We start from the raw sequence: 26541 nt of genomic DNA, 5'->3' as shown, positions 1-26541 counted from the left end.
AGCATGTGTGAGTTATTGGGCATGAGCGCCAATGTCCCGACCGATATCGTGTTCAGCTTCACCGGGCTGATGCAGCGCGGCGGCCGCACCGGTCCGCACCGCGACGGTTGGGGCATCGCCTTCTATGAAGGCCGCGGCCTGCGATTGTTCCAGGACCCGGCAGCGAGCAGCGAATCGGAAGTCGCGAACCTGGTGCAACGCTATCCGATCAAGAGCGAAGTGGTGATCGGGCACATCCGCCAGGCCAATGTCGGCAAGGTCTGCCTGTCCAACACCCATCCGTTCGTGCGTGAGCTGTGGGGGCGCAACTGGTGTTTCGCCCACAACGGCCAACTCGCGGCCTTTGAGCCGATCACCAGCTTTTACCGCCCGGTCGGCGATACCGACAGCGAAGCGGCGTTCTGCGACTTGCTCAATCGGGTGCGTGCCGCATTCCCCGAACCCGTGGAAATCGAAGAACTGCTGCCGGACCTGGTGGCCGCCTGCGCCGAATACCGCAGCAAAGGCGTGTTCAATTGCCTGCTCAGCGACGGCGACTGGCTGTTCTGCTATTGCTCGACCAAGCTGGCGCAGATCACCCGCCGCGCACCGTTCGGCCCGGCGCGCCTGAAGGACGTCGATGTGATCGTCGACTTCCAGGCCGAAACCACGCCCAACGACGTGGTCACGGTGATTGCCACCGAACCCCTGACGGAAAACGAAACCTGGACCCGCTACGAACCGGGCCAATGGAGCCTGTGGCGGCGCGGTGAATGCGTCAGCCAGGGCAAGACCGAATAAGGACACTCCCCATGTTGCTCAGTTATCTACGGCTGGTGTTGTTTGCGGCGGGCCTGTTGATCGGTGTCCAGGTGCCGGGGTTCATCAGCGATTACGCCAAGAGGGTCGAAGCGCACCTGATCGAGGCGCAGACCGGTCTGAGCGGTTTCCAGGGCACCGCGAATCAGTTTTTCAAGGGGGACATACAGGCGCTGGTGGCCCATTACCGTGCCAGCGAAGACCCGATCTTTCGCAGTGACGCCGACAGCCTGAACACCCTGCTGACCCGTCGACAGGCCCTCGATAAACAGTTTCAGGCCATGCAGGGGCCGTGGTACATCCGCTTCCTGCAAGTGGTCCTGGCGGCCGATCCGGATATTCGCAAGGAAACCTGGAATGGCTACAGCTACCAGATCCTGCTGACGCCCGAAGCAATGATCTGGGGCATGAGCGGCGCCTTGCTGCTGTCGTTCGGCATCGAATGCCTGTTCCGGCTGATCGACTGGGTGGTGCTGGGCGGCAAGCGTCTGCGCCAGAGCCGGCCGATCGAGGACCGGGATGTGCGCGGCCTCTAGGCCGATGATCGTTCCCACGTTCGCGTGGGAACGATCACTCTTAGCTAACCGAAGGTTTGCTCAAGATGATGTAACCCTCACCCACCTTACGCGCATACCCCTCCAACACCTGCTGACACAACGCCACAATCTCCTCGACCCACTCCACCCCCACCCGCCATGACACCACCACCTGCAAATTCGGCAGTCGTTGCTCGATGGTCAGCAAGGTCAGCTCACCCCGCGCCAGTTCTTCGGCCACCAACACCGGCGGCAACGCGCCAATGCCAAATCCGTCGCGCAGCAAGCGGGTAATCGCCGACACCGAGTTCACGCAGTTGAGCCGTGGCGCCATGACACCGTTGGCCTGCATCAGGCTCAAAATGTCCTGATGCGGATGGGAGTTTTTCGAGTAGGTGATGATCCGCTCGCGAGCCAGATCGGCGATGCCGCAGTACTCGCGGTTGTAGATCGAGTTACTGGCGACGATCCAGCCCATCGGGTGGCTGGCCAGCTCCAGGCTGCGCACACTTTCCTGACGCAAAAGGTCGGTCTGCAGGATCAGATCGAGAAAGCCTTTTTGCAGCTGATCGCAGAGGTTGAGCGCCGTATCGGCCACCAGCTCGATTTCCACCAGCGGATAATGATCCATCATCTGTGCCACCAACGGGCTCAGCCAGGTGTGGATCACGGTGTCCATCACGCCGATCCGGACCCGCCCGACCTTGCTCGAACGGGTCTCGATCGACTGCTTGAGCGCCTGCATGGTGTCCATCATCTGCTCGGCATAGTCGAGCACTTTCAGGCCTTCGGGGGTCAGGCTCACGCCGCGGGAATCGCGCAGGAACAACTTCACGCCGAGCTCGCCTTCGAGCACCGCGATGCGGCTGGAAATCGATGCCTGGGTGGTGAAGAGTTTGTCTGCCGTCAGACGGAAACTCTTGAGTCGGGCGACCCAGACAAAGGTCTCGAGAAACTTCAGGTTCATGGGGCCAGCTCGTAGGGATAAAGTTTTCTTATGTCTGGGACGAGGTTTTATTAGTTGGACGCGGCAGGGCCCTGCGCCCAAAAATCAGGCCATCCGGTTCCCACGATAGGCGTCGTCGGGGCTCAGAACAAGCAAGCAACTCGAAGCTCAGTAACCAAATGTCCGGCAACTGATAATTGGCGGGCAAATGCCCACAAGATAAAAGAATAAAACCTACAGGAGTGTTCACCGTGAACCGCCTGCTATTGAACTGCGACATCGGCGAGAGTTTCGGCAACTGGACCATGGGTCTGGACGCCGAGGTCATGCCCTTCATTGATTGCGCCAACATTGCCTGCGGCTTCCACGCCGGCGACCCGAGCATCATGCGCAAGACCGTCAGCCTGGCCATGAGCAATGGCGTGCAAATCGGTGCCCATCCGGCCTATCAGGACCTGGTGGGGTTTGGTCGCCGGTCCATGGCCTACAGCGCCGAGGAACTTCAAGACATCCTGCATTACCAGATCGGCGCTCTCGACGGCATCTGCCGGGCCCAGGGCGGGCGGTTGAGTTATGTCAAACCCCACGGCGCGATGTACAACGACATGATGGCCAACCCATCGCAATTGCGCGCAGTGCTCCAGGCTGTGGCTGCCTATGACCGCAGCCTGCCGCTAATGCTGATGGCCACCCGCGACAACAGTGCGGCGCAGCAGTTGGGCGATGAATACGGCGTGACCCTGTGGTTCGAAGCCTTCGCCGATCGCGCCTACGACAGCGCGGGCATGCTGGTCTCGCGGCGACTGCCTGGCGCGGTGCACCACGATCCGGAGAAAATCATCGAACAGGCGTTGAGCATCGCCCGTGGCGACACGCTGGTCGCCAGTGATGGCAGTGCCTTGCACTTGCAGGCCAACACCCTGTGCGTGCACGGCGACAACGCCAGTTCGGTAGCTGCCGTGCGACGTATTCGCCAGGCACTCGATCAGCAGAGTGCGTCATGAAACTGCGCGTGGAAGTGGTCGCACTGGACTGCCTGATGGTGCGTCTGTTCGATGAGATCGCCGAGGCCAACATGCCGTGGATGCTCGCCGCCAGCGAGAGTCTGCGCGCCGCGTTCGCCGGGCATCTGATTGATCTGGTGCCGTCTTATACAACGATCATGGTGCATTACGATCTGACCGCACTGACACCGGCCCAGGCTCGGGAGCTGATTGCCGATGCCTTGATCGACCTGTCGCCCAACGCCCGCACCGGTGGCAAATGTCATGTGCTGCCGGTCTGGTATGACTTGAGTGTCGGCCCTGAGCTGAGCCTGCTTTCCCAGCGCAGTGGATTGGCGGTGGAGGAGGTGATCCGGCGTCACAGCGAACGCGAGTATCAGGTGTTCGCGTTGGGTTTCGCGCCGGGCTTCGCCTTCATGGGGCTGGTGGAAGAGGTGCTGGCCGCGCCGCGCTTGAACACACCGCGTAAAAAGGTCGCTGCCGGCAGTGTCGGTATCGCCGAACGCCAGACGGCGGCTTACCCGGTGGTTTCGCCCGGTGGCTGGAACCTGATCGGCCGGACCCCGGCCAAACTGTTCGACCGCGAACGCGACGGCTACAGCCTGATGCAACCGGGCGATACCGTGCGCTTTGAAGCGGTCGGTCATGCCGAGTTCATCAACCTGGGCGGTGACGATACACCACTGGAGGCGCTGGCATGAGCCGTCTATCCATAGAAGCGAGTACACCGCTGTGCCTGTTGCAGGACGCTGGCCGTTTCGGCGTGCGGCATCTGGGCGTGACCCAGGGCGGTGCGGCGGACTGGCGCTCGATGTCCTGGGCCAATTGGTTGCTGGGCAATGCGCTGGATGTGCCGGTGATCGAGATTACCCTCGGCGGTTTCAGCGTGCTGGCCGAAGAGGATTGCGTGCTGGCCCTGGGCGGTGCGGATCTGGGGGCGCAGATCGATGGCGAGGCGTTGGTGCCATGGCGCAGTTTCAGGCTGCACAGAGGCCAGCGCCTGCAATTCACTCAGCCGTTACTCGGGGCCCGGGCGTATCTGGCGGCGCCGGGCGGATTCGATGCGCCCAAGGTACTGGGCAGCCGGGCGACGGTGGTGCGCGAAGAGCTCGGCGGTCTCGATGGCATGGGCCGTGCGCTGGCCAAGGGGCAGTCGTTGAGCTACTCGGGGAATTCGCTGATGCTGCTGCGGGAGTTGCCGGCAGACCAGCGACCGAATCTGAATCTCGCTGCGCCGCTGGATCTGGTGCTCGGCGCGCAGATCGGTGAGTTCAGCGGGCAGAGTCTGTTCGACGCGTTCAACCGGGCCTGGACCCTCGACAGCCGCGCCGATCGCATGGGCATTCGCTTGTTGGGGACGGCGCTGGAATACCAGGGCAAACCGATGATTTCCGAAGGTATCCCGCTGGGCGCGGTTCAGGTGCCGCCGGACGGGCAGCCGATTGTTTTGCTCAATGATCGGCAGACGATCGGCGGGTATCCGCGGTTGGGGGCGTTGACGCCGTTGGCGTTGGCGCGGCTGGCGCAGTGTTTGCCGGGGACAACGGTGAGATTGAAACCAGTGGTGCAGGAGGTCGCCCATAGGGAGCAGGTCGAGTATTTGCGCCGATTCGTCAACCGCTAAAAGCTTCGTCGGATCGCCGCCCGGAGCAAGCCCGCTCCCACAGTTGATTCCAGCGAACATATTTGTGTACGACCAAAATCCAATGTGGGAGCGGCGGTGCGACGATTCGACTTGCTCGCGAAGAGGCCCTTACAGACAATCCATTTCTATTTGGAAAGAAACCTCATCGCCTCTTCCAGCCCCCGCAACGTCAACGGGTACATCTGGTCATCAACCAAATCCCGCACGATATTGGTCGACGAGGTATAGCCCCAGGTGTCTTTCGGATACGGATTGATCCAGATGAGTTTCTTGTATTTCTCCTTGAACCGCTGCATCCACAGGTAACCGGCTTCTTCGTTCCAGTGCTCGACGCTGCCGCCGGCCTGGGTGATTTCATAGGGGGCCATGGCGGCATCGCCAATGAAGATCACTTTGTAGTCGGCGCCGTACTTGTGCAGCAGATCGTGGGTCGAGGTGCGCTCGGACGTGCGGCGCATGTTGTTCTTCCACACTGATTCATAAATGAAGTTGTGGAAGTAGAAGTACTCCAGGTGCTTGAACTCGGTCTTGCACGCCGAGAACAACTCTTCGCAGATCTTCACGTGCGCGTCCATCGAGCCACCGATGTCGAACAGCAACAACAGTTTGACGGTGTTGCGCCGCTCCGGGCGCATCTGGATGTTCAGCAGGCCGGCATCGCGCGCCGTGTGGTCGATAGTGCCATCGATGTCCAGTTCTTCCGCGGCACCCTGACGGGCAAATTTGCGCAGCCGACGCAGGGCGACCTTGATATTGCGCGTGCCCAGTTCCACCGAGTCGTCGAGGTTCTTGTACTCGCGCTGATCCCAGACCTTGACCGCCTTGCCCTGGCGCTTGCCGGCATCGCCGACCCGGATGCCTTCCGGGTTGAAACCGCCGGAGCCGAACGGGCTGGTGCCGCCGGTGCCGATCCACTTGTTGCCACCGGCATGGCGTTCTTTCTGTTCTTCAAGGCGTTTCTTGAACTCTTCAATCAGCTTGTCCAGACCACCCAGGGACTGGATTGCGGCCCGCTCTTCATCGCTCAGGGAGCGTTCGAATTCCTTGCGCAGCCAGTCTTCCGGGATCAAGGCCTGAAGGTGGTCGTCGAGTTTTTCCAGGCCATTGAAATAGGCACCGAAAGCCCGGTCGAACTTGTCGAAATGCTTTTCGTCCTTCACCAGAATCGCCCGGGACAGGTAATAGAACTCGTCCATGTCGGCGAAGGTCACGCGCTGTTTCAGCGCATTGATCAGGTCCAGCAGCTCGCGCACCGAGACCGGCACCTTGGCGGCGCGCATTTCATTGAACAGGTTGAGCAGCATGGCGATCGCCCTTATTGATACTTAGCGAGTGCCGCGACGGCTCATGAACGCCAGACGTTCAAGCAACTGCACGTCCTGTTCGTTCTTCACCAGGGCACCGGCGAGCGGTGGGATGGCTTTGGTCGGATCGCGTTCGCGCAACACCGCTTCACCGATATTGTCCGCCATCAGCAGCTTCAGCCAGTCCACCAGCTCGGAGGTCGATGGCTTTTTCTTCAGGCCCGGTACCTTGCGCACGTCGAAAAACACATCCAGCGCTTCGCTGACCAGGTCCTTCTTGATGTTCGGGTAGTGCACATCGACGATCCGCTGCATCGTGACGCGATCCGGAAAGGCGATGTAGTGGAAGAAACAGCGGCGCAGGAACGCATCTGGCAGTTCTTTCTCGTTGTTGGACGTAATGATGATGATCGGGCGCTTCTTGGCCTTGATGGTCTCGTCGATCTCGTAAACGTAGAACTCCATCTTGTCGAGTTCTTGCAGCAGGTCGTTCGGGAACTCGATGTCGGCCTTGTCGATTTCGTCGATCAGCAGGATCACCCGTTCTTCGGACTCGAAAGCCTCCCAGAGCTTACCCTTTTTCAGGTAGTTGCGAACGTCGTGGACCCTTTCCGTGCCCAGCTGCGAATCGCGCAGGCGGCTGACCGCGTCATACTCGTACAGGCCCTGATGCGCCTTGGTGGTGGACTTGATGTGCCAGGTGATGAGCTTGGCGCCGAAAGACTCGGCCAGTTGCTCGGCGAGCATGGTCTTGCCGGTGCCCGGCTCGCCCTTGACCAGCAGCGGGCGCTCCAGGGTGATGGCGGCGTTGACTGCCAGCTTCAGGTCATCGGTGGCGACGTAGGCCTGGGTGCCTTCGAACTTCATCTGCTAATCCTCGAACGGTAACGCCGACCTGAAAGAGGCAGGGCGGGCGCAATAATGTGTAGTACCCGACTATAACGCGGTGCCCGGTCGACTGTGAACGCAGACGGCTTATTCAGTCTCTGAATGGGGCGTCACATCTTGACTCAGTCCAGGCAGATTGGCAGTATTGTGATATCGCCATTTTGGCGATAGCGTGCCGGGCATGTCTACTAAATATCGATTTCGCGATAAGTACCGCATCCAGTTGCGCGAGAAGGATCATCCGCCGCCCCACGTTCACCTGACCGGTGCCGGGCTCGATGTCATGCTGAGCCTGGAAATCGTCGAAGTGATGGTGGGCAACGCGCCGCCGCTGATTATCAAGGAGGCACTGGAGTGGGTCAGGGCCCATCAGGTGCAACTGCTGGAGGACTGGAAACGATGTTACCCATGAAACGACCACGGCTGTCGGCCGTGCAGGCGTTACCTCAACACTGTCTGGCATTGACCTTTATCGACGGTCAGCGACTGGTCCTGGATCTGAGTCGCGACCTGCGTACCTATCCGGGGTTGCAGCCGTTGCTTGAGGCGGGTGCCTTCGACGGCGCGACGCTGGGCGATGATGGCTGGAGCGTCGAGTGGCCGGACCTGGACATCCAGATTGGCGCAGACACGCTTTATCTGGATGCCTTGGCGCAAAACGCATCGGACGAAAACACCCGGATCTTCATCGATTGGCGCGCTCGCACGGGCTTGCCGCTCAACAAGGCGGCCGAAGCGCTCGGGATCAGCGCCCGTAGCATCACGCGCTACAGCAGCGGCCGTGAAGCAGTGCCCCGGTCGTTGGCACTGGCCTGCCTGGGATGGGACTCCCTGCAACAGCCATCGAACCCGGCACGCGCAGCCGAAGAACCCGGTCGCTATACCGTCACGCGCAAATCTTAACCCTCATCCGGCTTCGGCCGCTCGTACCGGGCATTGAACGCCTGCACGAAACCATTGCGTAAAATCTGCAAAAACGCCTGAAACGCGCTGATATCCTGCCGGTGCACATTGCCGCTCAACTCCACGCGCGTCGCAAACTGATTCTTGCCCTGATTTTTCAACACGGTTTCGGAGCCGCCGACGATGGCCTCCCAGATGGAGCGGAAAATTCCTTTGTCCTTGTTCTCCACGTCCTGCTGCCAATTGAACACGTCGACGTCCTTCAACAGCGGCTTGATGTAACCGGTCAATTTCGCTTTTTTGGCCTGCGCCTCGATCACCACATCACCGTGACCGGCGTTGAAATCGAACTTGCCATAGGCCGAAGCGAAGTCGTTCATGCGTTTGAGTTCGATGCCCCTTGCGCGCAGCCGGAACTCGAAGTCTTCGAAATTGCTCAGCGGGTCGAAGGTTGCACTGGTTTCCAATGGCGCATGTCCGAGCAACAACGCCTTGCCTTCGAAGCGAGCGTCGCGTTTTCCTTCGGTATCGGCCACGTTGGTCAGGTTATAGATACTGGCGTCGACCTGGGTGGCGTTCATGTTGACGGGGGGTTTGGAATTGAAATTGCGAAAGCTGATCTTGCCGTCGTTGATGCGCACTTCGTTCAGGGTGATCGGCAGCAATTTGCCCAGTTGCGCGCGCCAATCGGTACCCTGACCGGTCTGAGAATTTTGCTTGTTGGCGCCACCGTCGACGAAGTTCACTTCGGGCTTGATGAACTGCACCTCGGCCACCACCGCGTGGTCATGCCAGAGCGAGTGCCAACTGACGGAGAGGTCGATCAGCGGCGCGTCGACGAAGGGCACCGGGACCTTGCCGTCGACCTTGACGATTTTCAGGCCGTTGATCTTGTAGGCGCCACGCCACAGGGCCAGGTCCACGTCAACGATCTGGCCACGGTAGTCGCCCATGTCTGCCAGCTTGTCGTTCAGGTAGTTGCGCACCATATAGGGCAGGGCAAAGTGCAGGATAATCAGCAGCACGACCAGGCCGGCTAAAATCCACAGGGGCCAACTGTATCTCCGTCTCATGATGGCAAATCTCTGGCGATGTAAAGCCATTGACTGTTGTTGTAACCGGACGTTCGACTGACTGGACGACTACGAGCAACAGGCTTACCTTGGAGGGCTTATTCAACGCGGTACAAGGACCCAGCCATGAGTCGTATTTACGCTGACAACGCCCATTCCATCGGCAATACGCCGCTGGTGCAGATCAACCGCATCGCCCCGCGCGGCGTGACCATCCTGGCCAAGATCGAAGGGCGAAACCCGGGGTATTCGGTCAAGTGTCGAATCGGCGCGAACATGATCTGGGACGCCGAAAGCACCGGCAAACTCAAAGCCGGCATGACCATCGTCGAGCCGACCTCCGGCAATACCGGTATCGGTCTCGCGTTTGTGGCCGCGGCGCGTGGTTACAAATTGATGCTGACCATGCCGGCGTCCATGAGTATCGAACGCCGCAAAGTGCTCAAGGCGCTCGGCGCCGAGCTGGTCTTGACCGAACCGGCCAAGGGCATGAAGGGTGCCATCGAGAAGGCGACTGAAATAGTTGCCGGCAACCCGTCCGCCTACTTCATGCCAGCACAGTTCGACAACCCGGCCAACCCGGCCATCCACGAGAAAACCACCGGCCCGGAAATCTGGAACGATACCGATGGTGCGGTCGACGTATTGGTAGCTGGTGTAGGAACGGGGGGAACCATTACCGGGGTTTCGCGGTATATCAAGAATACCCAGGGCAAACCGATCATTTCGGTGGCAGTGGAGCCCGTGTCATCGCCGGTCATCACCCAGACGATAGCCGGGGAAGAAGTCAAACCGAGCCCGCACAAGATCCAGGGCATCGGGGCCGGTTTCGTGCCGAAGAATCTGGACCTGTCGATGGTCGATCGGGTCGAGTTGGTCAGCGATGAAGAATCCAAGGCCATGGCCCTGCGTTTGATGCAGGAAGAAGGGATTTTAAGCGGTATCTCCTGTGGTGCGGCGATGGCTGTAGCGGTCCGACTGGCTGAAACCCCGGAGATGCAGGGCAAGACCATCGTGGTGATTTTGCCCGATTCCGGCGAGCGCTACCTGTCGAGCATGTTGTTCAGTGATCTGTTTACCGACCAGGAGAATCAGGCGTAGGGGGTTGTTGCAAGCTGCAACTTTTGATTGTTTTTGATCGTGTGCAAGGGGGGGCGCAGGTCAGCCCCCGTTCAGGAAACGTATGGTAATAAGTGCTTTTATTGCACAAACGTAAACACTGAATGTCGAATTAGGCGGGTTTTCCCAAGGCCGGTAGTGTTTATCATGGCCGGCTGCCACGTCGGGTAAATGGCGTTGCGCAGAGTTGTCTATCAAGGAGTTGTTGATGACCTTTTCCCTTGCCGCCAAGGCGTCGCTGTTGCTGCTGTTTTTGGGCAGTACGCTTTACGTGCATTTGCGCGGCAAGGCGCGATTGCCGGTCCTGCGTCAATTCGTCAACCACTCGGCCCTGTTCGCCCCCTACAACGCCTTGATGTACCTGTTCTCCAGCGTACCTTCCAAACCCTATCTGGACCGCAGCAAGTTCCCGGAACTGGATGTACTAAAAGACAACTGGGAAGTCATCCGCGACGAAGCGATGCACCTGTTCGACGAGGGCTACATCCGCGCCGCCCAGAAGAATAACGATGCCGGTTTCGGCTCGTTCTTCAAAAAGGGCTGGAAGCGTTTTTACCTAAAGTGGTACGACAAACCGCTGCCCTCGGCACAAGCCCTGTGCCCGATCACCGTGGCCTTGCTCAGCGGCATTCCCAACGTCAAAGGCGCCATGTTCACCTTGTTGCCCGGCGGCAGTCACCTCAACCCGCACCGCGACCCGTTTGCCGGATCCTTGCGTTATCACTTGGGTCTGTCGACGCCGAACTCCGACGGTTGCCGCATCTTCGTCGACGGTCAGATTTACGCCTGGCGTGATGGCGAGGACGTGATGTTCGACGAGACCTATGTGCACTGGGTCAAGAATCAAACCGAAAAGACTCGGGTCATCCTGTTCTGCGATGTCGAACGCCCTCTGAGCAACCGCTTCATGACCCGCATCAACCGTGAGGTCAGTGGCTTCCTCGGCCGCGCCACCGCACCGCAGAACCTGGATGACGAACGTGTCGGCGGGATCAACCAGGCCTATGCCTGGAGCAAGAATTTCAGCGACCGGTTCAGTGGTGCGATCAAGCAGTGGAAGCGTCGTAATCCCAAGGCCTATCGCGTACTGCGGCCGGTGCTGGCGGTAGTGGTATTGGCGTTGCTGGGGTATTGGTTGTTTGGTTGATGCATATTCCTCAATAAACACCGGTCCCCTGTAGGAGCGAGCTTGCTCGCGAAGTTCTCAAGGGCGACGCGCTTATTCAGGAGCTACGCGTCATCGTTAACGTCCTTCGCGAGCAAGCTCGCTCCTACAGGGGATTGTTTTTCATCCGTTTGTTCAAGTCGTTGCAATGCCTGTCACTCTCTGTTTATAGTCGGTGCTCGGTGGTTCTCCATACCACCTGTCCACCCATCAAAAAAGATCAGCCCATGCCAGCTTCCCTCATCAACGCGGTAGTCGATTCAGCGGTCAACGCTGGCGTCGTGCCGTGCGGGAATCAGCAGCCTGTGCAGATCAGTCATTACCCTCCACCTGTCAGTAGCACGTCGGTGTGCGCAGTCGTATCACCGCCGGGCGTTGGCGTTTCGGGCTGATCAGCTTTTCCCTGCTGTTCCCATGCCCGTCTGCAAAGCGCCCGCTTAAAACAACTACTGGATTTCAGCTTCGGCTGAGTTGGCTTTTTGCCTGACTACAGGTGGTATTCATGTTTGTCCTTTCGAAAAAAACCGCGCTCGCGGCGGCGTCCACGAGCCTGTTCGTCCTGCTGTGGAGCAGCGGGGCGATCTTCTCCAAATGGGGGTTGGCGCACGCCTCGCCCTTCGCGTTTCTGCTGATTCGCTTCGCCATCGCGTTGTGCGCACTGGTGCTGCTGGCGCCGTTGCTCAAATTGAAAATGCCCAAGGGCGGCAAGCCGATGTTGTATGCGATGGCCACGGGTGTGGTGTTATTGGGGGCTTATCAGATTTTCTACCTGCTGGCCCTGGACTTGAAGGTCACCCCTGGCGTGATGGCAACCATCATGGGCGTGCAACCGATCCTCACCGTGGTGTTGATGGAGCGTCAGCGTTCGTTGGGCCGGATGTTTGGCCTGGCGCTGGGTCTGGCCGGTTTGATCATGGTGGTTTACCAAGGCATCGGCCTGGCCGGCATGTCGCTGGCCGGCATGCTCTTCGGTTTGCTGGCACTGGCGAGCATGACCTTCGGCTCGATCATGCAGAAGCGCATTACCGACAATCCTCTCGGCACGCTGCCGGTGCAGTACCTCGCCGGGCTGTTGCTCTGTGGGATCTTCGTGCCGTTCCAGCCGTTTCATTTCGAACACGGCAGCGGGTTCATCGTGCCGGTGTTGTGGATGGGATTGGTGGTGTCGGTGCTCGCGACTTTGCTGCTGTATCGGCTGATCGCACGGGGCAATCTGGTGAATGTTACCAGCCTGTTTTACCTGGTGCCGGCGGTGACGGCGGTCATGGACTATCTGATTTTCGGCAACCGTCTGGCGGCATTGAGCATGCTCGGCATGTTGCTGATCATCGTGGGTCTGGTGTTCGTCTTCCGAAAAACTGCTTGAAGTAAAACCAGGCCCGGGGGCGTGCGCTCCGGGCCTTTTTACTTGGCCTGCGCATGTTCGGCGCGCACTGAATTCATGAACGCCTGCATCGCCGACGATTGAATGCGATGCCGCCGGGTGATCAGCCCATAGGGGGGCAGCCGTGCTTCGAATTTGATCGGCAGCACCGCCAGCAGATCACGGCCAGGATAATCCTCGACCACCGACACCGGTGTCACACCGAGCATGTCGGTCTGCTGGACCAATGAGAGCAAGGTCATGATCGAGGTGGTTTCGACAATGCTGCTGGGGATATCGACCCGCGCATTGTGGAACACCTGATTGATGATCGCGCGCATCGGGCTTGGATGCTGTTGCAGCACCCAGGTCATGTTCTGCAATTCTGCCCAGCTTAGTTGTTTCTCCTGAGCCAATGGATGTTGCGCGCCGGCAATCACACACAGGGCTTCTTCGCCGAGGCTGTCGAAGAGCAATTCTTCGGCCCGTGCGCCGGCTGGAATCCTGCCCAATACGATGTCCAGTTGATCCTGCAGCAAGGCCTGCACCAGCACGTCGCTGGTATCGACCTGGATGCTCATCGACAACCGTGGATGGCTTTTCTTCAAGGTGGCGATGGTCCGGGTCAACAGCCCCGAAGCCAGCGCCGGAATCGCGCCGACCGCGACCCGGCCAAGGTTGCCGGATTCAAGCGCAACCAGTTCCTCGCGCATGCCGCTGATTTCGGCGAACACCATGCGCGCGTAGTAAGTCACGGTTTCCCCGAAGGGGGTAGGGCGCATGCCCCGGGGCAGACGCTCGAACAGTTCCACACCCAGCAAGTCCTCGGCTTCGTGCAGCATCTTGGTCGCCGCCGGTTGGGTCATGCCGATGTGGTCGGCGGCGCGGCGCAACGAGCCGAACTCCTGCAGCGCCAGCATCAGCCGCAGCTGGCGCAGACGCAGTCGACTGTGGATCACATTGGCAACAGGAATTCGGGTCATGGCCGCGCTCGCGAAAAAGGACTGCGGCAAGCCTGACAACAAATGTCAGGCGTTGCCAGCATTGCTGTGTCACAGCACCGATTTTGGCTTGGCGATGTTAGGTTTACGCAGCCCCAGCAGGGTTTGCAGGGTTTTGGAGATCAGCGGCCAGAACAGCATCAGCAGCGCCGCCGTGGTCAGGCTGCCCACCAATCCATTCGACCAGAAGATCCCGATGTGACCGTCGGAGAACAGCATCGACTGACGGAACGCGTCTTCAGCCTTGTCCCCCAACACCGCGGCCAACACCAGCGGCGCGATCGGGTAACCGAGTTTCTTGAACAGATAACCCAGCGCGCCGAAACCGAGCATCATCACCACGTCGAAGAACGAGTTGTGCACAGAGTAGGCCCCGATGGCGCAGACCATGATGATGATCGGCGCAATGATCGAGAACGGGATGCGCAGGATCGAAGCAAACAGCGGCACGGTGGCCAACACCACGATCAGGCTCACGACGTTGCCCAGGTACATGCTCGCGATCAGGCCCCAGACGAAGTCATGTTGCTCGACGAACAGCGTCGGGCCAGGGTGCAGGCCCCAGATCATCAACCCGCCGAGCATTACGGCGGCGGTGGCTGAACCTGGGATGCCCAGCGTCAGCATTGGCAGCAGGGCGCTGGTGCCGGCGGCGTGGTCAGCGGTTTCCGGGGCGATCACGCCTTCGAGTTCACCCTTGCCGAAGTTCTCGCGGTTCTTCGAGAAACGTCGCGCCAGGCTGTAGCTCATGAACGATGCCGCCGTTGGACCGCCAGGCGTGATGCCCATCCAGCATCCGACCAAGGTGCTGCGCACAATGGTCCACCAGTAGCGCGGCAACTTGGCCCAGGTGCGCAGGATGATCATCGGTGTGATGCGTGCATGCTCGCCACGGAACACCAGGCCTTCTTCGACCGTGCAGAGGATTTCGCCAATGCCGAACAGGCCGATCACCGCCACTTCGAAACTGATGCCGGTCATCAGGGCCGGCTGATCGAAGGTCAGGCGCAGGTTGCCCGAGACAGTGTCCATGCCGACGGCAGCCATGGCGAAACCTATCATCATCGCCACCACGGTTTTCAGCGGCGGGTTCTTGCTCATGCCGATGAAGGTGCAGAATGCCAACAGGTACACTGCGAAGAACTCTGGCGAACTGAAGGACATGGCGAACGCGGCAATTTTTGTCGACAGGAATGTCAGCAACAACACCCCGGCCAGGGCGCCGATCAGTGCCGAACTGAAGGCCGCGGTCAGCGCTTCGGCGGCGCGGCCTTCGCGGGCCATCGGATAGCCGTCGAAGGTGGTCGCCACCGATGAGGGCTCGCCGGGGATATTGAACAGAATCGAGGTGATCGAGCCGCCGAACAGGGCGCCCCAATACATGCACGACAGCAGAATGATCGCCGACACCGGCGACATGGTGAACGTCAGCGGCAACAGCAACGCCACGCCATTGGGGGCACCGAGGCCGGGCAACACGCCGACCAGAATACCCAGCAGCACGCCGACCACCATCAGCCCGATATGGCCGGGGGTCAGGATCAGGTTCATGCCTTGCAGCAGGGAATCGAATTCGCTCATTTGAAATTTCTCCCGGCCAGGCTAATCCAGTCGCCCATCGGGCCGGCATCCAGCGGGACCTTGAACCACAGCGCAAAAATCAGGTAGCTGGCGAGTACCGCGCCGAGGGATATGGTGGCGATCATCAACTTGCCATAAGGTTTGACTCGCGCCTTGTCATGCCACATGAACCAGGCAATGAAGCAGGCCGAGGACAGGTAAATACCGGTGAACGGCATGGCGGCGACGAACAGCGCAATTGGGATGAACACCGACAGCACCTGCCTGAATGCACTGCGGCTGACGAATGAAATGCTCAGGGCTTTCCAGCGCACCAGGGTCAACACACCGTTGCCCAGGCTCGCGGCGCTCAATAGCAGGCCGATGTAAAAGGGGAAGTAACCCGGCTCGGGGCCGGAATCGCCCCAGCCGATACCTTGTTCGACGCTGCCGAACATCACCACCGCGCCGATCAGCGTGGTGAAGAGTGTCAGGCCAAGCTCGACCCAGCGGGTGCCGACCAGCGCCGGTGAATCCGAAGAGTGGGACATGAAAACACCTCCAGGGGTGACGGCCGTGCGCGGGCGCCCGGCCGTGGACAACTCAGTTTTTCAGCCAGCCGGCTTCTTTGAATACCGGGGTGACACGGGCGGTGTCCTTTTCAATGTAGGCGGTCAGTGGCTCGCCTTCGAGGAAGGTCGGTACCAGCGCGTTCTGCTTGACGTAGGCCTTGAACTCCGGGGTCTCGGTGACTTTGCGCATCAGCTCGACGTAGAACGCCCGCTGTTCGGCTGTGACTTCGCCGGGCATGAACACGGTGCGCGGGAAGCGATACTGATCGATGCCCAGGCCCTGTTCGTGGCAGGTCGGAACGTCGGCCCAGGATTTATCGCCGGCGACTTTCTCGGTGTAGCTCATGCGCTCCTTACTGAACACGCAGAGCGGTTCGACCTGGTCGCCACGCCATTGGCTGATGCTTTCGCTGGGATTGTTGACGTTGGCGGCGATGTGCTTGCCGGCCAGTTGTGTCGCGGCTTCACTGCCGCTCTTGAAGGGGATGTACACCAGTTTGCTGTTGTTGGTCTGGTTCAGCAGCAGGGTCAGGGTCTGGTCGACATCCTTGGACTGGCTGCCGCCCATGCGCATTTTCGACGGATCGGCCTTGGCTGCTTCGTAGAAGCCCTTGGCATCTTTCCACGGTGCGTCCTTGTAGCTCCAGAGAATGAAGTCGTCCTCGGCCACGGCCGCTACCGGAGTGAGTTCCTGCCATTGATAGCCGAGCTTGGAAACCAGCGGCAACAGGTAGATGTTGTTGGTGCCGATCACCAGTTTTTCCGGGTCGCCCTTGTTCATTTTCAGGTCGAGAAAGGCTTCGGCGCCATTGCCGCCGCCCTTGTTCAGGACGATGGTGTTCACCTCGAGGAACTTGTGTGTGGTGATGATCGACTGGATCAGTCGGCCGAGCTGGTCGGTACCGCCACCGGGACCGCCGGCGACAACGATTTCGACGTTCTTGTCCGGCTGCCAGGCGTGAGCCAGGGCGGGAAGGACACCTGCGGCGACCAGTGTGCAGCCAAGAGCCAGACGGGATGTGCGACGGACGAATGCATTTCGCATGGAAGGGCCTCGTTTTTGTAGTTGTTATGAGTGACTTGTCGGTGGTTGAGAGCTGCAAGCCTGGAGTGAGTGTGGGAAGGCGTCGCTTCCGCGTCTAGTCAAAACAATACATACGCCGATAGCCTGGGGTTATAGGTTGCCATGCCGAAAATCGCATTTATCGCCAGGACCATTGCGCCAGAGCCATTTGAGTAGAAAGTAGGTCCTGGTGCAATACCCTGAAAGCCCCCTCAAAGCAGGGCATGACATAACCCAAGGCTATCGCCTTATTTCAAGTTTTGATTGGACGGTTATCACTGAGGCTTCGATAGTGCTCGCCAGTACCGCCATCAAGCGGTGTATCGCACCCAGGAAAATAATAATTCGAGGTACGCACCATGGCCCGTCCCAGTGCTTCCCCGCATTCGCCTGGCGCAGGTCTCCAGCCGACGGCTGCGGCGACATCGCCAGCGATCATCAACCTCCACGAGGTGCCTCATGGGTGAGCTTTGGAGTGGGCCGATCATCGACGCCCATCATCACTTCTGGGACCCGTCGATCAATGACCATCCCTGGTTGGCGCCCGAGGCCAATATCCCGTTTCGCTACGGTGATTACAGTGCGATCAAGCGTCGCTATCTGCCTGACGACTACTTCACCGATACCGGGCCCCATCAGGTCGTGAAGACGGTGTACGTCGAGACCGAATGGAACCCGCGCGACCCGATCGGCGAAACCCGTTTCATCGAGCAACTGGCCGCGCGCTACGGCGTACCGAACGCGATTGTCGCGCAAGCCTGGCTTGATCACCCGGACGCCCTCGAGGTGCTGGCCGAGCAAGCACGCTACAAGTGCGTGCGCAGCGTTCGGCATAAACCCGGTGGCCCGTCCACGCCCGCGCAGGTTGGCCATGTCCGCAGCCTGATGAGTGATGAGCGTTGGCGGCGCAGTTACGCCACGCTGCAAGGGCTGGGGCTGCACTTCGATTTGCAGACGCCCTGGTGGAACCTGCACGAGGCCGAAAGGCTGGCCCGGGATTTTCCTGGCACCACGCTGATACTCAACCACGCCGGGCTGCCGAGCGACCGCAGCGCGGAAGGCCTTGCCGGTTGGCGCCTGGCGGTGTCGCGCCTGGCGCAATGGCCTAACGTTCAAGTGAAAATCTCTGGCCTCGGCCAGGCGGGACAAGCGTGGCGTACCAAGGACAACACCTGGATCGTGCGCGAAGTGATCGCGATGTTCGGTCCCGGTCGGGTGATGTTCGCCAGCAACTTTCCAGTGGACAGCCTGTGCGGCTCGTTCAATGACATCTACAACGGTTTCAAATCCATCGTTGCCGATCTGCCACTGGCGGATCAGGAGCGACTGTTCTACAGCAACGCACAGCGGGTTTATCGTTGCGAGCCTGGCGCCATCGACCGGCCATCGCCTGAACCAATGAGGAGTGAAGTATGAACAAGACAACCATCGCCATGGTCCTGGGTGACCCGGCGGGCATCGGCCCGGAACTGATCGCGCGCCTGCTCGGCGAACCCGAGGTGCGCAGCCAGGCCAATGTGATTTTGATCGCCGACGAGGCGGAGATGCGGCGCGGCATGCGCATTGCCGGGAAGGAGTTTCCTTACTGTCGTGTTGAATCCCTGGATCAGCTGGATTTTCTCGATGACACGCCGCTGTTCTATGACTTTCGTGGCGACACCATAGGCGAATTTCCCCGCAGTGAAGCCAGTGTCATCGGTGGCCGCTACAGCCTCGATACCCTGGAAAAAGCCCTGCGCCTGACCGAAGCCGGTACTACCGATGCGGTGCTGTTCGGCCCGCTGAACAAGACCTCGCTGCACATGGCCGGCATGGCCCATAGCGACGAGCTGCACTGGTTCGCAGAGCTGCTGGATTTCCACGGGCCATTTTGCGAATTCAACGTGCTCGACAATCTCTGGACGTCCCGGGTGACCTCCCACGTGGCCCTGGCCGATGTGCCGGGCATGCTTACCCAGGCGCGGGTGGTGGAAGCGATCCAGCTGATCGACACCGCGCTCAAGCGTAACGGCCTGGAGAAACCGCGCATCGGCGTGTGCGGGTTGAATCCGCACAACGGCGACAACGGCTCGTTCGGTCGCGAAGAGCTGGACATCATCGGCCCTGCAGTGCGCTCGGCTCAGGCGCTGGGGATTGCAGCCGAAGGGCCGTACCCGGGCGACACGATTTTCCTCAAGGTGCAGGGCGATGCCAGTGCCTTCGACGCGGTGGTGACCATGTATCACGACCAGGGACAGATCGCGATCAAACTGATGGGCTTCTCCCGCGGGGTGACGGTGCAAGGCGGGTTGCCGATTCCGATCACCACACCGGCGCACGGCACCGCGTTCGATATTGCCGGGCAGGGTAAGGCCAACGTCGGCGCCATCCGCCAGGCGTTTGAGATTGCGTGTCGGATGGGCACCACCACCTACTGAAAACCACGCAACACCCCCTGTGGGAGCGAGACCGGCTTGCCGGCGAATGCGGTCCGTCAGTCACTGAAAAAGTGTCTGTACTGCCGTCTTCGCGAGCAGGCTCGCTCCCACAGAGACTGATGGTATTGCTCGATTTTGTGATCAATACAAAACCCTGTAGGAGCTGGCTTGCCAGCGAAGACGGCCTGACAGACACACATTAGGTGACTGTCAGAACCGCTTTCGCTGGCAAGCCAGCTCCTACTTTTTTGCGTGAAGCCTGATAACCCGATCTACCTGATATTCGGTTTTTGCTATCACCCCTGGTTATCGATGGATGTGCATAAGTGATTATCCGCCACCCCCGGGCGCTGGCTAAAGTCGCTCCATCGAATGCCCGGAGCCGACCACATGGGCGGCTCTGCGCAGCGACCCGACAACTACAAAAAGCCGGCAGCGCAAGGAACTGTATTCATGAAAATCAAAGCCATCCGTACCCGCGTTTTCGAGTGGAAAGGCAAAGTCGTCCCCCCTCAAGCGCACTTCTGCACCAACGCCAGCGACATCCTGTTCGAGCGCGGCGACGCCATGGGCTCGTTCCGTTTCCACGGCTGGCTGGTGGTGGAAGTCGAGACCGACACCGGTCTGGTCGGCATCGGTAACTGCGCCCTGGCGCCGCGTGTGGCCAAGGAAATCATCGACACCTACCTGGCACCGATCGCGATTGGCGAAGACCCGTTCGACAACGAATACATCTGGCAGAAAATGTACCGCCAGAGCCACGCCTGGGGCCGTAAAGGCATCGGCATGGCGGCGATCTCGGCGATCGACATCGCCATCTGGGACATCATGGGCAAAGCCGTGAACAAGCCGGTGTTCAAACTGCTTGGCGGTCGCACCAAGGAAAAGATCTGGACCTACGCTTCCAAGCTCTATGCCAACGACAACCTCGACCTGTTCCTCGAAGAGGCCCAGGGCTATCTGAACCAGGGGTTCACCGCGCTGAAAATGCGTTTCGGCTACGGCCCGAAAGATGGCCCGGCGGGCATGCGCAAGAATATCGAACAAGTGCGGGCGCTGCGTGAGCTGGCCGGCCCGGACATCGACATCATGCTCGAATGCTACATGGGCTGGACCCTCGAGTACGCCCGCCGCATGCTGCCCAAACTCGCTGAGTTCGAACCACGCTGGCTCGAAGAACCGGTGATCGCCGACGACATCGAGGGCTACATCGAGCTGAAAAAGATGGGCATCATGCCGATCTCCGGCGGCGAGCATGAGTTCACTTCCTACGGCTTCAAGGACCTGCTGGAGCGCCGCGCCATCGACGTGATCCAGTACGACACCAACCGCGTCGGCGGCATCACCGCCGCACGCAAGATCAACGCCATGGCCGAAGCCTGGTCGGTGCCGGTGATCCCGCACGCCGGGCAGATGCACAACTACCACCTGACCATGTCCACCACGGCGTCGCCGATGGCCGAGTTCTTCCCGGTGTTCGATGTCGAGGTCGGCAACGAACTCTTTTACTACGTGTTCAAGGGCGAGCCACAACCGGTCAACGGCTACATCCAGCTCGACGACAACAAACCGGGTCTGGGCCTGGAAATCTCCGATGAGTACCTGAGCGACTTCAACATCATCGAGTGACCTTGAGGCGCCGTTTGTGAACGGCGCCATCCACGACTTTCTGGAGGGCCGGACATGCGCCTGATTCAATTTGAAAACACTGCCGGGGAGCGCCAGGTCGGTCTCGTCGAGGGTTCCCGGGTCCAGGTCGTGCGCGACACCCGCAGCACCCGTGAACTGGCACTCGCGGCCATTCGCGCCCGGCACAGCCTGCAAGATCAAGTCGCCCTGCGCGGCACCGAGCCGGGCCCGGATTACGCGCAACTGTTGCAGCAGGGCCACGTCCTGCCACCGCTGGACCATGATGACCCGGCCCATTGCCTGATCAGCGGCACCGGCCTGACTCACCTGGGCAGCGCCTCGGCACGGGACAAGATGCACCAGCAGGACGGTGCGGTCGAAGCCGGCATGACCGACACCATGCGCATCTTCAAATGGGGGCTGGAGGGCGGCAAACCAGCGGCCGGCCAGGTCGGTGCGCAGCCGGAATGGTTCTACAAGGGGGACGGCAGCATCGTCGTGCGCCCCGGCGCGGACTTCCCGCTGCCGCCCTTTGCCGAGGATGCCGGCGAAGAACCGGAACTGACCGGGCTCTATGTGATCGGCGATGACGGCCAGCCGTATCGCGTCGGTTATGCCTTGGGCAACGAGTTCTCCGACCATGTGATGGAGCGGCGCAATTACCTGTACCTCGCCCATTCGAAACTGCGCTACTGCGCCTATGGCCCGGAGCTGCGCGTCGGCGAATTGCCCAGACACCTGGCGGGCACCAGCCGCATCACGCGCAACGGCGAAACCCTCTGGGAAAAGGAGTTTCTCAGCGGCGAAGACAACATGTGCCACAGCCTCGCCAACCTCGAATTCCACCACTTCAAATACGCGCAGTTCCTGCGTCCGGGCGATGTCCACGTGCACTACTTCGGCACCGCCACGCTGTCGTTTGCCGACGGGGTGAAAACCCAGCCGGGGGATCGCTTCCAGATCAGCCTCGACGAGTTCGGCGCACCGCTGGAAAACGGTATCGGCGAAAGCGCCCAGCCGTTGGCCATCGGCCAGGTTCGTGCGCTTTAAGCCTTCAATTACCGGCGCTGCCAGCCGGTCAAGGAATCAGTCATGACCATGCTACTCGGACACAACTACATCGGCGGTCAGCGCAGCGCCAATGGCACCCTGCAGCTGCAAAGCCTCGATGCGACCAGCGGTGAACCATTGCCCGGCAGGTTCTTCCAGGCGACCGAAGCCGAAGTGGATGCGGCCGCCAATGCCGCTGCGGCTGCCTACCCGATCTACCGCAACCTCAGCGCGGAAAAACGTGCGCTGTTCCTCGACGCCATCGCCGATGAAATCGATGCCTTGGGTGATGATTTCGTCGCGACCGTCTGCCGCGAAACCGCGTTGCCGGCCGGGCGCATTCAGGGTGAGCGCGCACGCACCAGCGGCCAGATGCGCCTGTTCGCCAAGGTCCTGCGCCGTGGCGATTTCTATGGCGCGCGGATTGATCGGGCACTGCCGGATCGTCAACCGTTGCCGCGTCCGGACCTGCGTCAGTACCGCATCGCCCTGGGGCCGGTCGCGGTGTTTGGCGCGAGTAACTTTCCGCTGGCGTTCTCTACCGCCGGGGGTGATACCGCGTCCGCGCTAGCCGCCGGTTGCCCGGTAGTGTTCAAGGCTCACAGTGGACACATGGCCACCGCCGAATGGGTGGCGGATGCGATTCTGCGCGCCGCCGAGCGCAGCGAAATGCCGGCCGGCGTGTTCAACATGATCTACGGCGCTGGCGTCGGCGAATGGCTGGTCAAGCACCCGGCGATTCAGGCCGTGGGCTTTACCGGCTCGCTCAAGGGCGGTGATGCCCTGAGTCAGATGGCTGCGTCCCGGCCGCAGCCCATCCCGGTGTTCGCCGAGATGTCGAGCATCAACCCGGTGTTCCTGCTGCCCGAAGCCCTTGCGGTGCGTGGCGAGCAGATCGCCGCGCAATTGGCCGGCTCGGTGACCCTGGGTTGCGGCCAGTTCTGCACCAATCCGGGCCTGGTGATCGGCCTGCGCTCGCCGCAGTTCAGCACGTTTTTGCAAACGTTCTGCGCCAGCATGAATCAGCAACCGCCACAGACCATGCTCAACGCTGGCGCGCTGGTCAGTTACACCAAAGGCCTGGGCGAGCTGCACGAACATCCGGGCCTGACGCACCTGGCGGGTAAGCCGCAACAGGGCAATCAGGCTCAACCGCAAGTGTTCCAGGCGGATGTCAATCTGTTGCTCAAGGGCGATCCACTGCTGCAGGAGGAGGTCTTCGGGCCGACCACCATCGTCATTGAAGTCGAGGACCGGGCACAGCTGGCGGCAGCGCTACATGGCTTGCGCGGGCAACTGACGGCGACGCTGATCGGCGAAGCCGATGAGTTGCTGGAATATCGCTGGCTGGCTGAGTTGCTGCAGGAGAAGGTCGGGCGGATCCTGCTCAACGGCTATCCGACCGGGGTTGAGGTGTGCGAGGCGATGGTGCATGGCGGGCCGTATCCGGCAACATCGGATTCGCGCGGGACGTCGGTGGGGACCTTGGCCATCGACCGGTTCTTGCGGCCGGTGTGCTTCCAGAATTATCCGGATGCCTTGTTGCCGGAGGCGTTGCAGGACGCTAATCCGCTGGGGATTCGGCGGTTGGTGGATGGTGAGGTGAGTCAGTCGGCTTTGTAGTTGCCTGAGCGATCGCTTTCGCCGGCAAGCCGGCGAAGGCGTCACCCGCAACCCCACATCACTACCGGGCAACCACCTTGGAAGCCTTCCCCACCGCCGGCTTCAACACCAACCACAACGCCGCCCCGATCAACGCCCCGCCATAAATGTGCGCCATCGACAACGGCTCACCCAGCAACAGCGCCCCCCACAACACCCCGAACGGCGGAATCAGGAAGGTCGTGGTCATCGACTTCACCGGCCCGACCGAGCTGAGCAGGCGGAAGTAAATAATGTACGCCAACGCGGTACATACCAGTCCCAACCCCAGCAAAGACAGCCAGACACTCCAGCCGCCCCAGCTCGCCGGGGGCTGAGTGATCACGCTGTAGCCAAACAGCGGCAGCAAAAACAAGGTCGCGCCGAGCATGCTGCCCACCGCCGATAGACGACTGTCGAGGCCACCGGCCTGATCCAGCCAGCGGCGAGCGAGGAACCCGGCGAAACCATAGCAGGTGGTGGCGAGCAGGCAGGCGAGGGCGCCCATCAACAGGTCCATATCGAACGCCACCGGGCCCGCCCGGGTGAGGATGCCGACACCGACCAGACCGAGAAATACCCCGCCCAGCTTGGCAGCGGTGAGTTTTTCATGGAAGAACAGGCCGCCGATCAACACCCCCATCAGCGGCGTCGTGGCATTGAAAATCGCCGAGTAACCGGCCGGCAGCACTTGGGCGGCGACGGAGTACAGGGTCGCTGGAATACCGGAGTTGATTACCCCGAGCAGCATCACCGTCTTGAGTTTGCCTTTGAAGTCCCAACTGATGCGCATCAGGCCCAGGATCACCAGCAGCCCGACCGCGGCAATCGACACGCGGAAAAAAGCAGTGGGGATCGTGCCAATCACAGGGGCGATGATGCGCATGAACAGGAAGCTCGCCCCCCAAATGGCGGCAAGCGCCAACAAACGCAGAGTATCAACGGGGTTCACAACGCTTTCCTTCCATGATTGGCGCGCAAGTGTCGCGCCAGTCAGGGCGCAAGGCAATGGTTGCGTTGCGTCATACAGGGCCACTAAGCTCAGGCTCCAACGATCAGCACCAGCCGCCGAGGTTTTACCTATGCCGCAGCAATGGCCAGCCGCCGACATCGCTCGAATGATCCTCGATGGCTTTGACGATTATCGCGAGCATTTCCGCCAGATCACCGACGGCGCCCGGGCGCGCTTCGAGCAGGCCAAGTGGCAGGAGGCACAGGTCGCTTCGGCCGCGCGGATCAATCTGTACGAAGAGAAGGTCAGTGAAACGGTGGCACGCCTGCGCATCGCGTTTGACGCCGACACGCTGGACGTCAGTTGCTGGCCACTGGTCAAGAGCGCCTACATCACCCTGATCGACCTGCGCTTCGACGATGAGTTGTCCGAGACCTGGTACAACTCGATCTTCTGCGGGCTGTTCAGCCACGACCTGATCAGCGATGGCTGCATGTTCATCCACACCACCCGGCCAAGCCTGCGCCGGGCCCGCGCGGCGCAAACCCGTACCTATAAGCCCCAGGGCCAGCTGTCCGGCATGCTCGCCAGCATCTTCGCCGATTACCGCTTCAGCGAGGATTACGCCGACCTGCACGGTGACTTATGCCGTCTCGAAGGGCAATTGCGTGAAAACCTGCCGGACTGGGTGTGCAAGGACCCGGAGCTGAGCGTCGAACTGTTTTCCTCGGTGCTCTACCGCAACAAGGGTGCGTACCTGGTGGGGCGCATCTACACCCAGGACGAGCAGTGGCCGCTGGTGATTCCGCTGCTGCACCGTGAAGGCCGCGGGATTCAGATCGATGCGCTGATCACCGATGAAGCGGACGTGTCGATCATCTTCTCCTTCACCCGTTCCTATTTCATGGTTGACGTGCCGGTGCCGGCGGAATTCATCGGTTTCCTCAAGCGCATCCTGCCGGGCAAGCACATCGCCGAGCTGTACACCTCGATCGGCTTCTACAAACACGGCAAATCCGAGTTCTACCGGGCACTGATCAATCACCTGGCCAACACCGACGACCAGTTCATCATGGCTCCCGGCGTGCGCGGCATGGTCATGAGCGTGTTCACCCTGCCGGGCTTCAATACCGTATTCAAGATCATCAAGGACCGCTTCTCGCCATCGAAAAACGTCGATCGCGCCACGGTGATCGAGAAATACCGCCTGGTGAAAAGCGTCGACCGGGTCGGGCGCATGGCCGATACCCAGGAATTTGCCGACTTTCGTTTCCCCTTGAGCAAGTTCGAGCCGGCGTGCCTGGAAGAGTTGCTTGAAGTGGCCGCGTCCACGGTGTCGGTGGAGGACGACACGGTGCTGATTCGCCACTGCTGGACCGAACGGCGGATGACGCCGCTGAACCTTTACCTGGAGAACGCCAACGAGGCGCAGGTGCGCGAGGCGCTGGAAGATTACGGCATGGCGATCAAGCAACTGGCGGCGGCGAACATCTTTCCCGGCGACATGCTGCTCAAGAACTTTGGCGTCACCCGTCACGGGCGCGTGGTGTTTTATGACTATGACGAAATCTGCTTCCTGACCGAGGCCAACTTCCGCCATATCCCGCAACCGCGAACCCCGGAGGACGAAATGGCCTCCGAGCCGTGGTACTCGATCGGGCCGCTGGATGTGTTCCCCGAAGAATTCCCGCCGTTCCTGTTTGCCGATTTCGGCCAGCGCAAATTGTTCGATCAGTTGCATGGCGAGCTGTACAACGCCGACTACTGGAAAAGCCTGCAGGAGGCGATTCGCGCCGGCAAAGTGATCGACGTGTTCCCGTATCGGCGCAAGGGCCGGGATAACGAGTAGGGCGCACAGGTGGTGTTGACAGGGCCGACGCCTTCGCGAGCAGGCTCGCTGCCACATTTGCCC

25 protein-coding genes are annotated in these 26541 nt (G+C 60.5%); 16 read left to right on the top strand and 9 right to left on the bottom strand.

Annotated features, from left to right (window positions below):
* The first annotated feature begins 3 nt into the window (after positions 1-3).
* Positions 4-780: a class II glutamine amidotransferase gene (locus ACA041_RS24500; RefSeq protein ID WP_497438191.1), complete on the top strand. Its 777-nt coding sequence runs from the start codon at positions 4-6 to the stop codon at positions 778-780.
* Positions 781-791: 11 nt separating this feature from the next.
* Positions 792-1334 (top strand): DUF2937 family protein, encoded by a 543-nt coding sequence (locus ACA041_RS24495; RefSeq protein WP_064679215.1) that lies wholly within the window; start codon positions 792-794, stop codon positions 1332-1334.
* A 40-nt stretch (positions 1335-1374) separates the two neighbouring features.
* On the opposite strand, the gene ACA041_RS24490 is transcribed toward ACA041_RS24495, so the two are convergent.
* On the bottom strand, positions 1375-2301 hold the full coding sequence (locus tag ACA041_RS24490) for a LysR family transcriptional regulator (protein WP_497438190.1): 927 nt from the start codon (positions 2299-2301) through the stop codon (positions 1375-1377).
* A 230-nt stretch (positions 2302-2531) separates the two neighbouring features.
* Here ACA041_RS24490 and ACA041_RS24485 point away from each other — a divergent pair, with 230 nt between their 5' ends.
* The 3 genes from ACA041_RS24485 to ACA041_RS24475 are packed head-to-tail and all read left to right on the top strand — an operon-like array spanning position 2532 to position 4908.
* Positions 2532-3284, top strand: a complete 753-nt coding sequence (locus ACA041_RS24485; protein ID WP_497438189.1) for a 5-oxoprolinase subunit PxpA — start codon at positions 2532-2534, stop codon at positions 3282-3284.
* Complete coding sequence (locus ACA041_RS24480) at positions 3281-3985, top strand: 5-oxoprolinase subunit B family protein (protein ID WP_497438188.1); 705 nt, start codon at positions 3281-3283, stop codon at positions 3983-3985. Before ACA041_RS24485 ends, ACA041_RS24480 begins: the two co-directional genes overlap by 4 nt.
* The gene (locus ACA041_RS24475; RefSeq protein ID WP_497438187.1) at positions 3982-4908 is read left to right on the top strand and encodes a 5-oxoprolinase subunit C family protein; all 927 of its coding nucleotides are present in this window, start codon (positions 3982-3984) and stop codon (positions 4906-4908) included. The genes ACA041_RS24480 and ACA041_RS24475 overlap by 4 nt, the downstream gene beginning before the upstream one ends.
* 146 nt (positions 4909-5054) lie before the next feature.
* On the opposite strand, the gene ACA041_RS24470 is transcribed toward ACA041_RS24475, so the two are convergent.
* On the bottom strand, positions 5055-6233 hold the full coding sequence (locus ACA041_RS24470) for a vWA domain-containing protein (protein WP_497438185.1): 1179 nt from the start codon (positions 6231-6233) through the stop codon (positions 5055-5057).
* Positions 6234-6254: 21 nt separating this feature from the next.
* A complete protein-coding gene (locus ACA041_RS24465) occupies positions 6255-7100 on the bottom strand; it encodes an AAA family ATPase (RefSeq protein WP_064679211.1) in 846 nt (281 codons plus the stop codon).
* Between the two features lie 202 nt (positions 7101-7302).
* Between ACA041_RS24465 and ACA041_RS24460 the strand changes: the two genes are divergently transcribed.
* Together ACA041_RS24460 and ACA041_RS24455 are read left to right on the top strand one after the other, a co-directional pair.
* Positions 7303-7533 (top strand): DUF4160 domain-containing protein, encoded by a 231-nt coding sequence (locus tag ACA041_RS24460; RefSeq protein ID WP_497438184.1) that lies wholly within the window; start codon positions 7303-7305, stop codon positions 7531-7533.
* Complete coding sequence (locus ACA041_RS24455; protein WP_497438183.1) at positions 7521-8024, top strand: DUF2442 domain-containing protein; 504 nt, start codon at positions 7521-7523, stop codon at positions 8022-8024. The genes ACA041_RS24460 and ACA041_RS24455 overlap by 13 nt, the downstream gene beginning before the upstream one ends.
* Here the strand turns inward: ACA041_RS24455 and ACA041_RS24450 are convergent.
* Positions 8021-9127, bottom strand: a complete 1107-nt coding sequence (locus ACA041_RS24450) for a DUF748 domain-containing protein (RefSeq protein WP_497438180.1) — start codon at positions 9125-9127, stop codon at positions 8021-8023. The genes ACA041_RS24455 and ACA041_RS24450 overlap by 4 nt on opposite strands.
* Before the next feature lie 96 nt (positions 9128-9223).
* On the opposite strand from ACA041_RS24450, the gene cysK reads away from it, so the two are divergent.
* The 3 genes from cysK (at position 9224) to ACA041_RS24435 (ending at position 12747) form a co-directional block, all read left to right on the top strand.
* Complete coding sequence (gene cysK / locus ACA041_RS24445) at positions 9224-10198, top strand: cysteine synthase A (protein WP_497438176.1); 975 nt, start codon at positions 9224-9226, stop codon at positions 10196-10198.
* A 226-nt stretch (positions 10199-10424) separates the two neighbouring features.
* Positions 10425-11363, top strand: coding sequence for an aspartyl/asparaginyl beta-hydroxylase domain-containing protein (locus tag ACA041_RS24440; protein WP_497438171.1), 939 nt, complete (start codon positions 10425-10427; stop codon positions 11361-11363).
* A gap of 520 nt (positions 11364-11883) precedes the next feature.
* A complete protein-coding gene (locus tag ACA041_RS24435; protein ID WP_497438168.1) occupies positions 11884-12747 on the top strand; it encodes a DMT family transporter in 864 nt (287 codons plus the stop codon).
* Between the two features lie 38 nt (positions 12748-12785).
* On the opposite strand, the gene ACA041_RS24430 is transcribed toward ACA041_RS24435, so the two are convergent.
* From ACA041_RS24430 to ACA041_RS24415, 4 genes are all read right to left on the bottom strand, one after another.
* Positions 12786-13727, bottom strand: coding sequence for a LysR family transcriptional regulator (locus ACA041_RS24430; protein ID WP_497438166.1), 942 nt, complete (start codon positions 13725-13727; stop codon positions 12786-12788).
* Positions 13728-13796: 69 nt separating this feature from the next.
* Positions 13797-15326, bottom strand: a complete 1530-nt coding sequence (locus tag ACA041_RS24425) for a tripartite tricarboxylate transporter permease (protein WP_497438163.1) — start codon at positions 15324-15326, stop codon at positions 13797-13799.
* Entirely contained in the window at positions 15323-15856 is a 534-nt protein-coding gene (locus tag ACA041_RS24420) for a tripartite tricarboxylate transporter TctB family protein (protein WP_497438161.1), read from the bottom strand. The genes ACA041_RS24425 and ACA041_RS24420 overlap by 4 nt, the downstream gene beginning before the upstream one ends.
* 52 nt (positions 15857-15908) lie before the next feature.
* Positions 15909-16922: a Bug family tripartite tricarboxylate transporter substrate binding protein gene (locus tag ACA041_RS24415; RefSeq protein ID WP_497438159.1), complete on the bottom strand. Its 1014-nt coding sequence runs from the start codon at positions 16920-16922 to the stop codon at positions 15909-15911.
* Positions 16923-17399: 477 nt separating this feature from the next.
* Here ACA041_RS24415 and ACA041_RS24410 point away from each other — a divergent pair, with 477 nt between their 5' ends.
* The 5 genes from ACA041_RS24410 to ACA041_RS24390 all read left to right on the top strand — a co-directional run bounded on the left by ACA041_RS24410 (position 17400) and on the right by ACA041_RS24390 (position 23659).
* Positions 17400-18356: an amidohydrolase family protein gene (locus tag ACA041_RS24410; protein WP_497438157.1), complete on the top strand. Its 957-nt coding sequence runs from the start codon at positions 17400-17402 to the stop codon at positions 18354-18356.
* Entirely contained in the window at positions 18353-19357 is a 1005-nt protein-coding gene (locus tag ACA041_RS24405; RefSeq protein ID WP_497438155.1) for a 4-hydroxythreonine-4-phosphate dehydrogenase PdxA, read from the top strand. Before ACA041_RS24410 ends, ACA041_RS24405 begins: the two co-directional genes overlap by 4 nt.
* A 453-nt stretch (positions 19358-19810) precedes the next feature.
* Positions 19811-20986: an L-rhamnonate dehydratase gene (locus ACA041_RS24400; protein WP_150745842.1), complete on the top strand. Its 1176-nt coding sequence runs from the start codon at positions 19811-19813 to the stop codon at positions 20984-20986.
* Positions 20987-21040: 54 nt separating this feature from the next.
* Positions 21041-22036, top strand: coding sequence for an AraD1 family protein (gene araD1, locus ACA041_RS24395; RefSeq protein WP_497438153.1), 996 nt, complete (start codon positions 21041-21043; stop codon positions 22034-22036).
* Between the two features lie 42 nt (positions 22037-22078).
* On the top strand, positions 22079-23659 hold the full coding sequence (locus ACA041_RS24390) for an aldehyde dehydrogenase (NADP(+)) (protein WP_497438151.1): 1581 nt from the start codon (positions 22079-22081) through the stop codon (positions 23657-23659).
* A 61-nt stretch (positions 23660-23720) separates the two neighbouring features.
* Here the strand turns inward: ACA041_RS24390 and ACA041_RS24385 are convergent, their stop codons facing one another.
* Positions 23721-24629, bottom strand: coding sequence for a DMT family transporter (locus tag ACA041_RS24385; RefSeq protein WP_497438149.1), 909 nt, complete (start codon positions 24627-24629; stop codon positions 23721-23723).
* Positions 24630-24759: 130 nt separating this feature from the next.
* On the opposite strand from ACA041_RS24385, the gene aceK reads away from it, so the two are divergent.
* Entirely contained in the window at positions 24760-26478 is a 1719-nt protein-coding gene (aceK, locus tag ACA041_RS24380) for a bifunctional isocitrate dehydrogenase kinase/phosphatase (protein ID WP_497438146.1), read from the top strand.
* Positions 26479-26541 lie beyond the last annotated feature (63 nt).

It is taken from the genome of Pseudomonas sp. LBUM1676 (assembly GCF_059695605.1).
The sequence above is the reverse complement of the archived record's forward strand: the minus strand, read 5'-3'. Positions and strand labels throughout refer to the sequence as shown.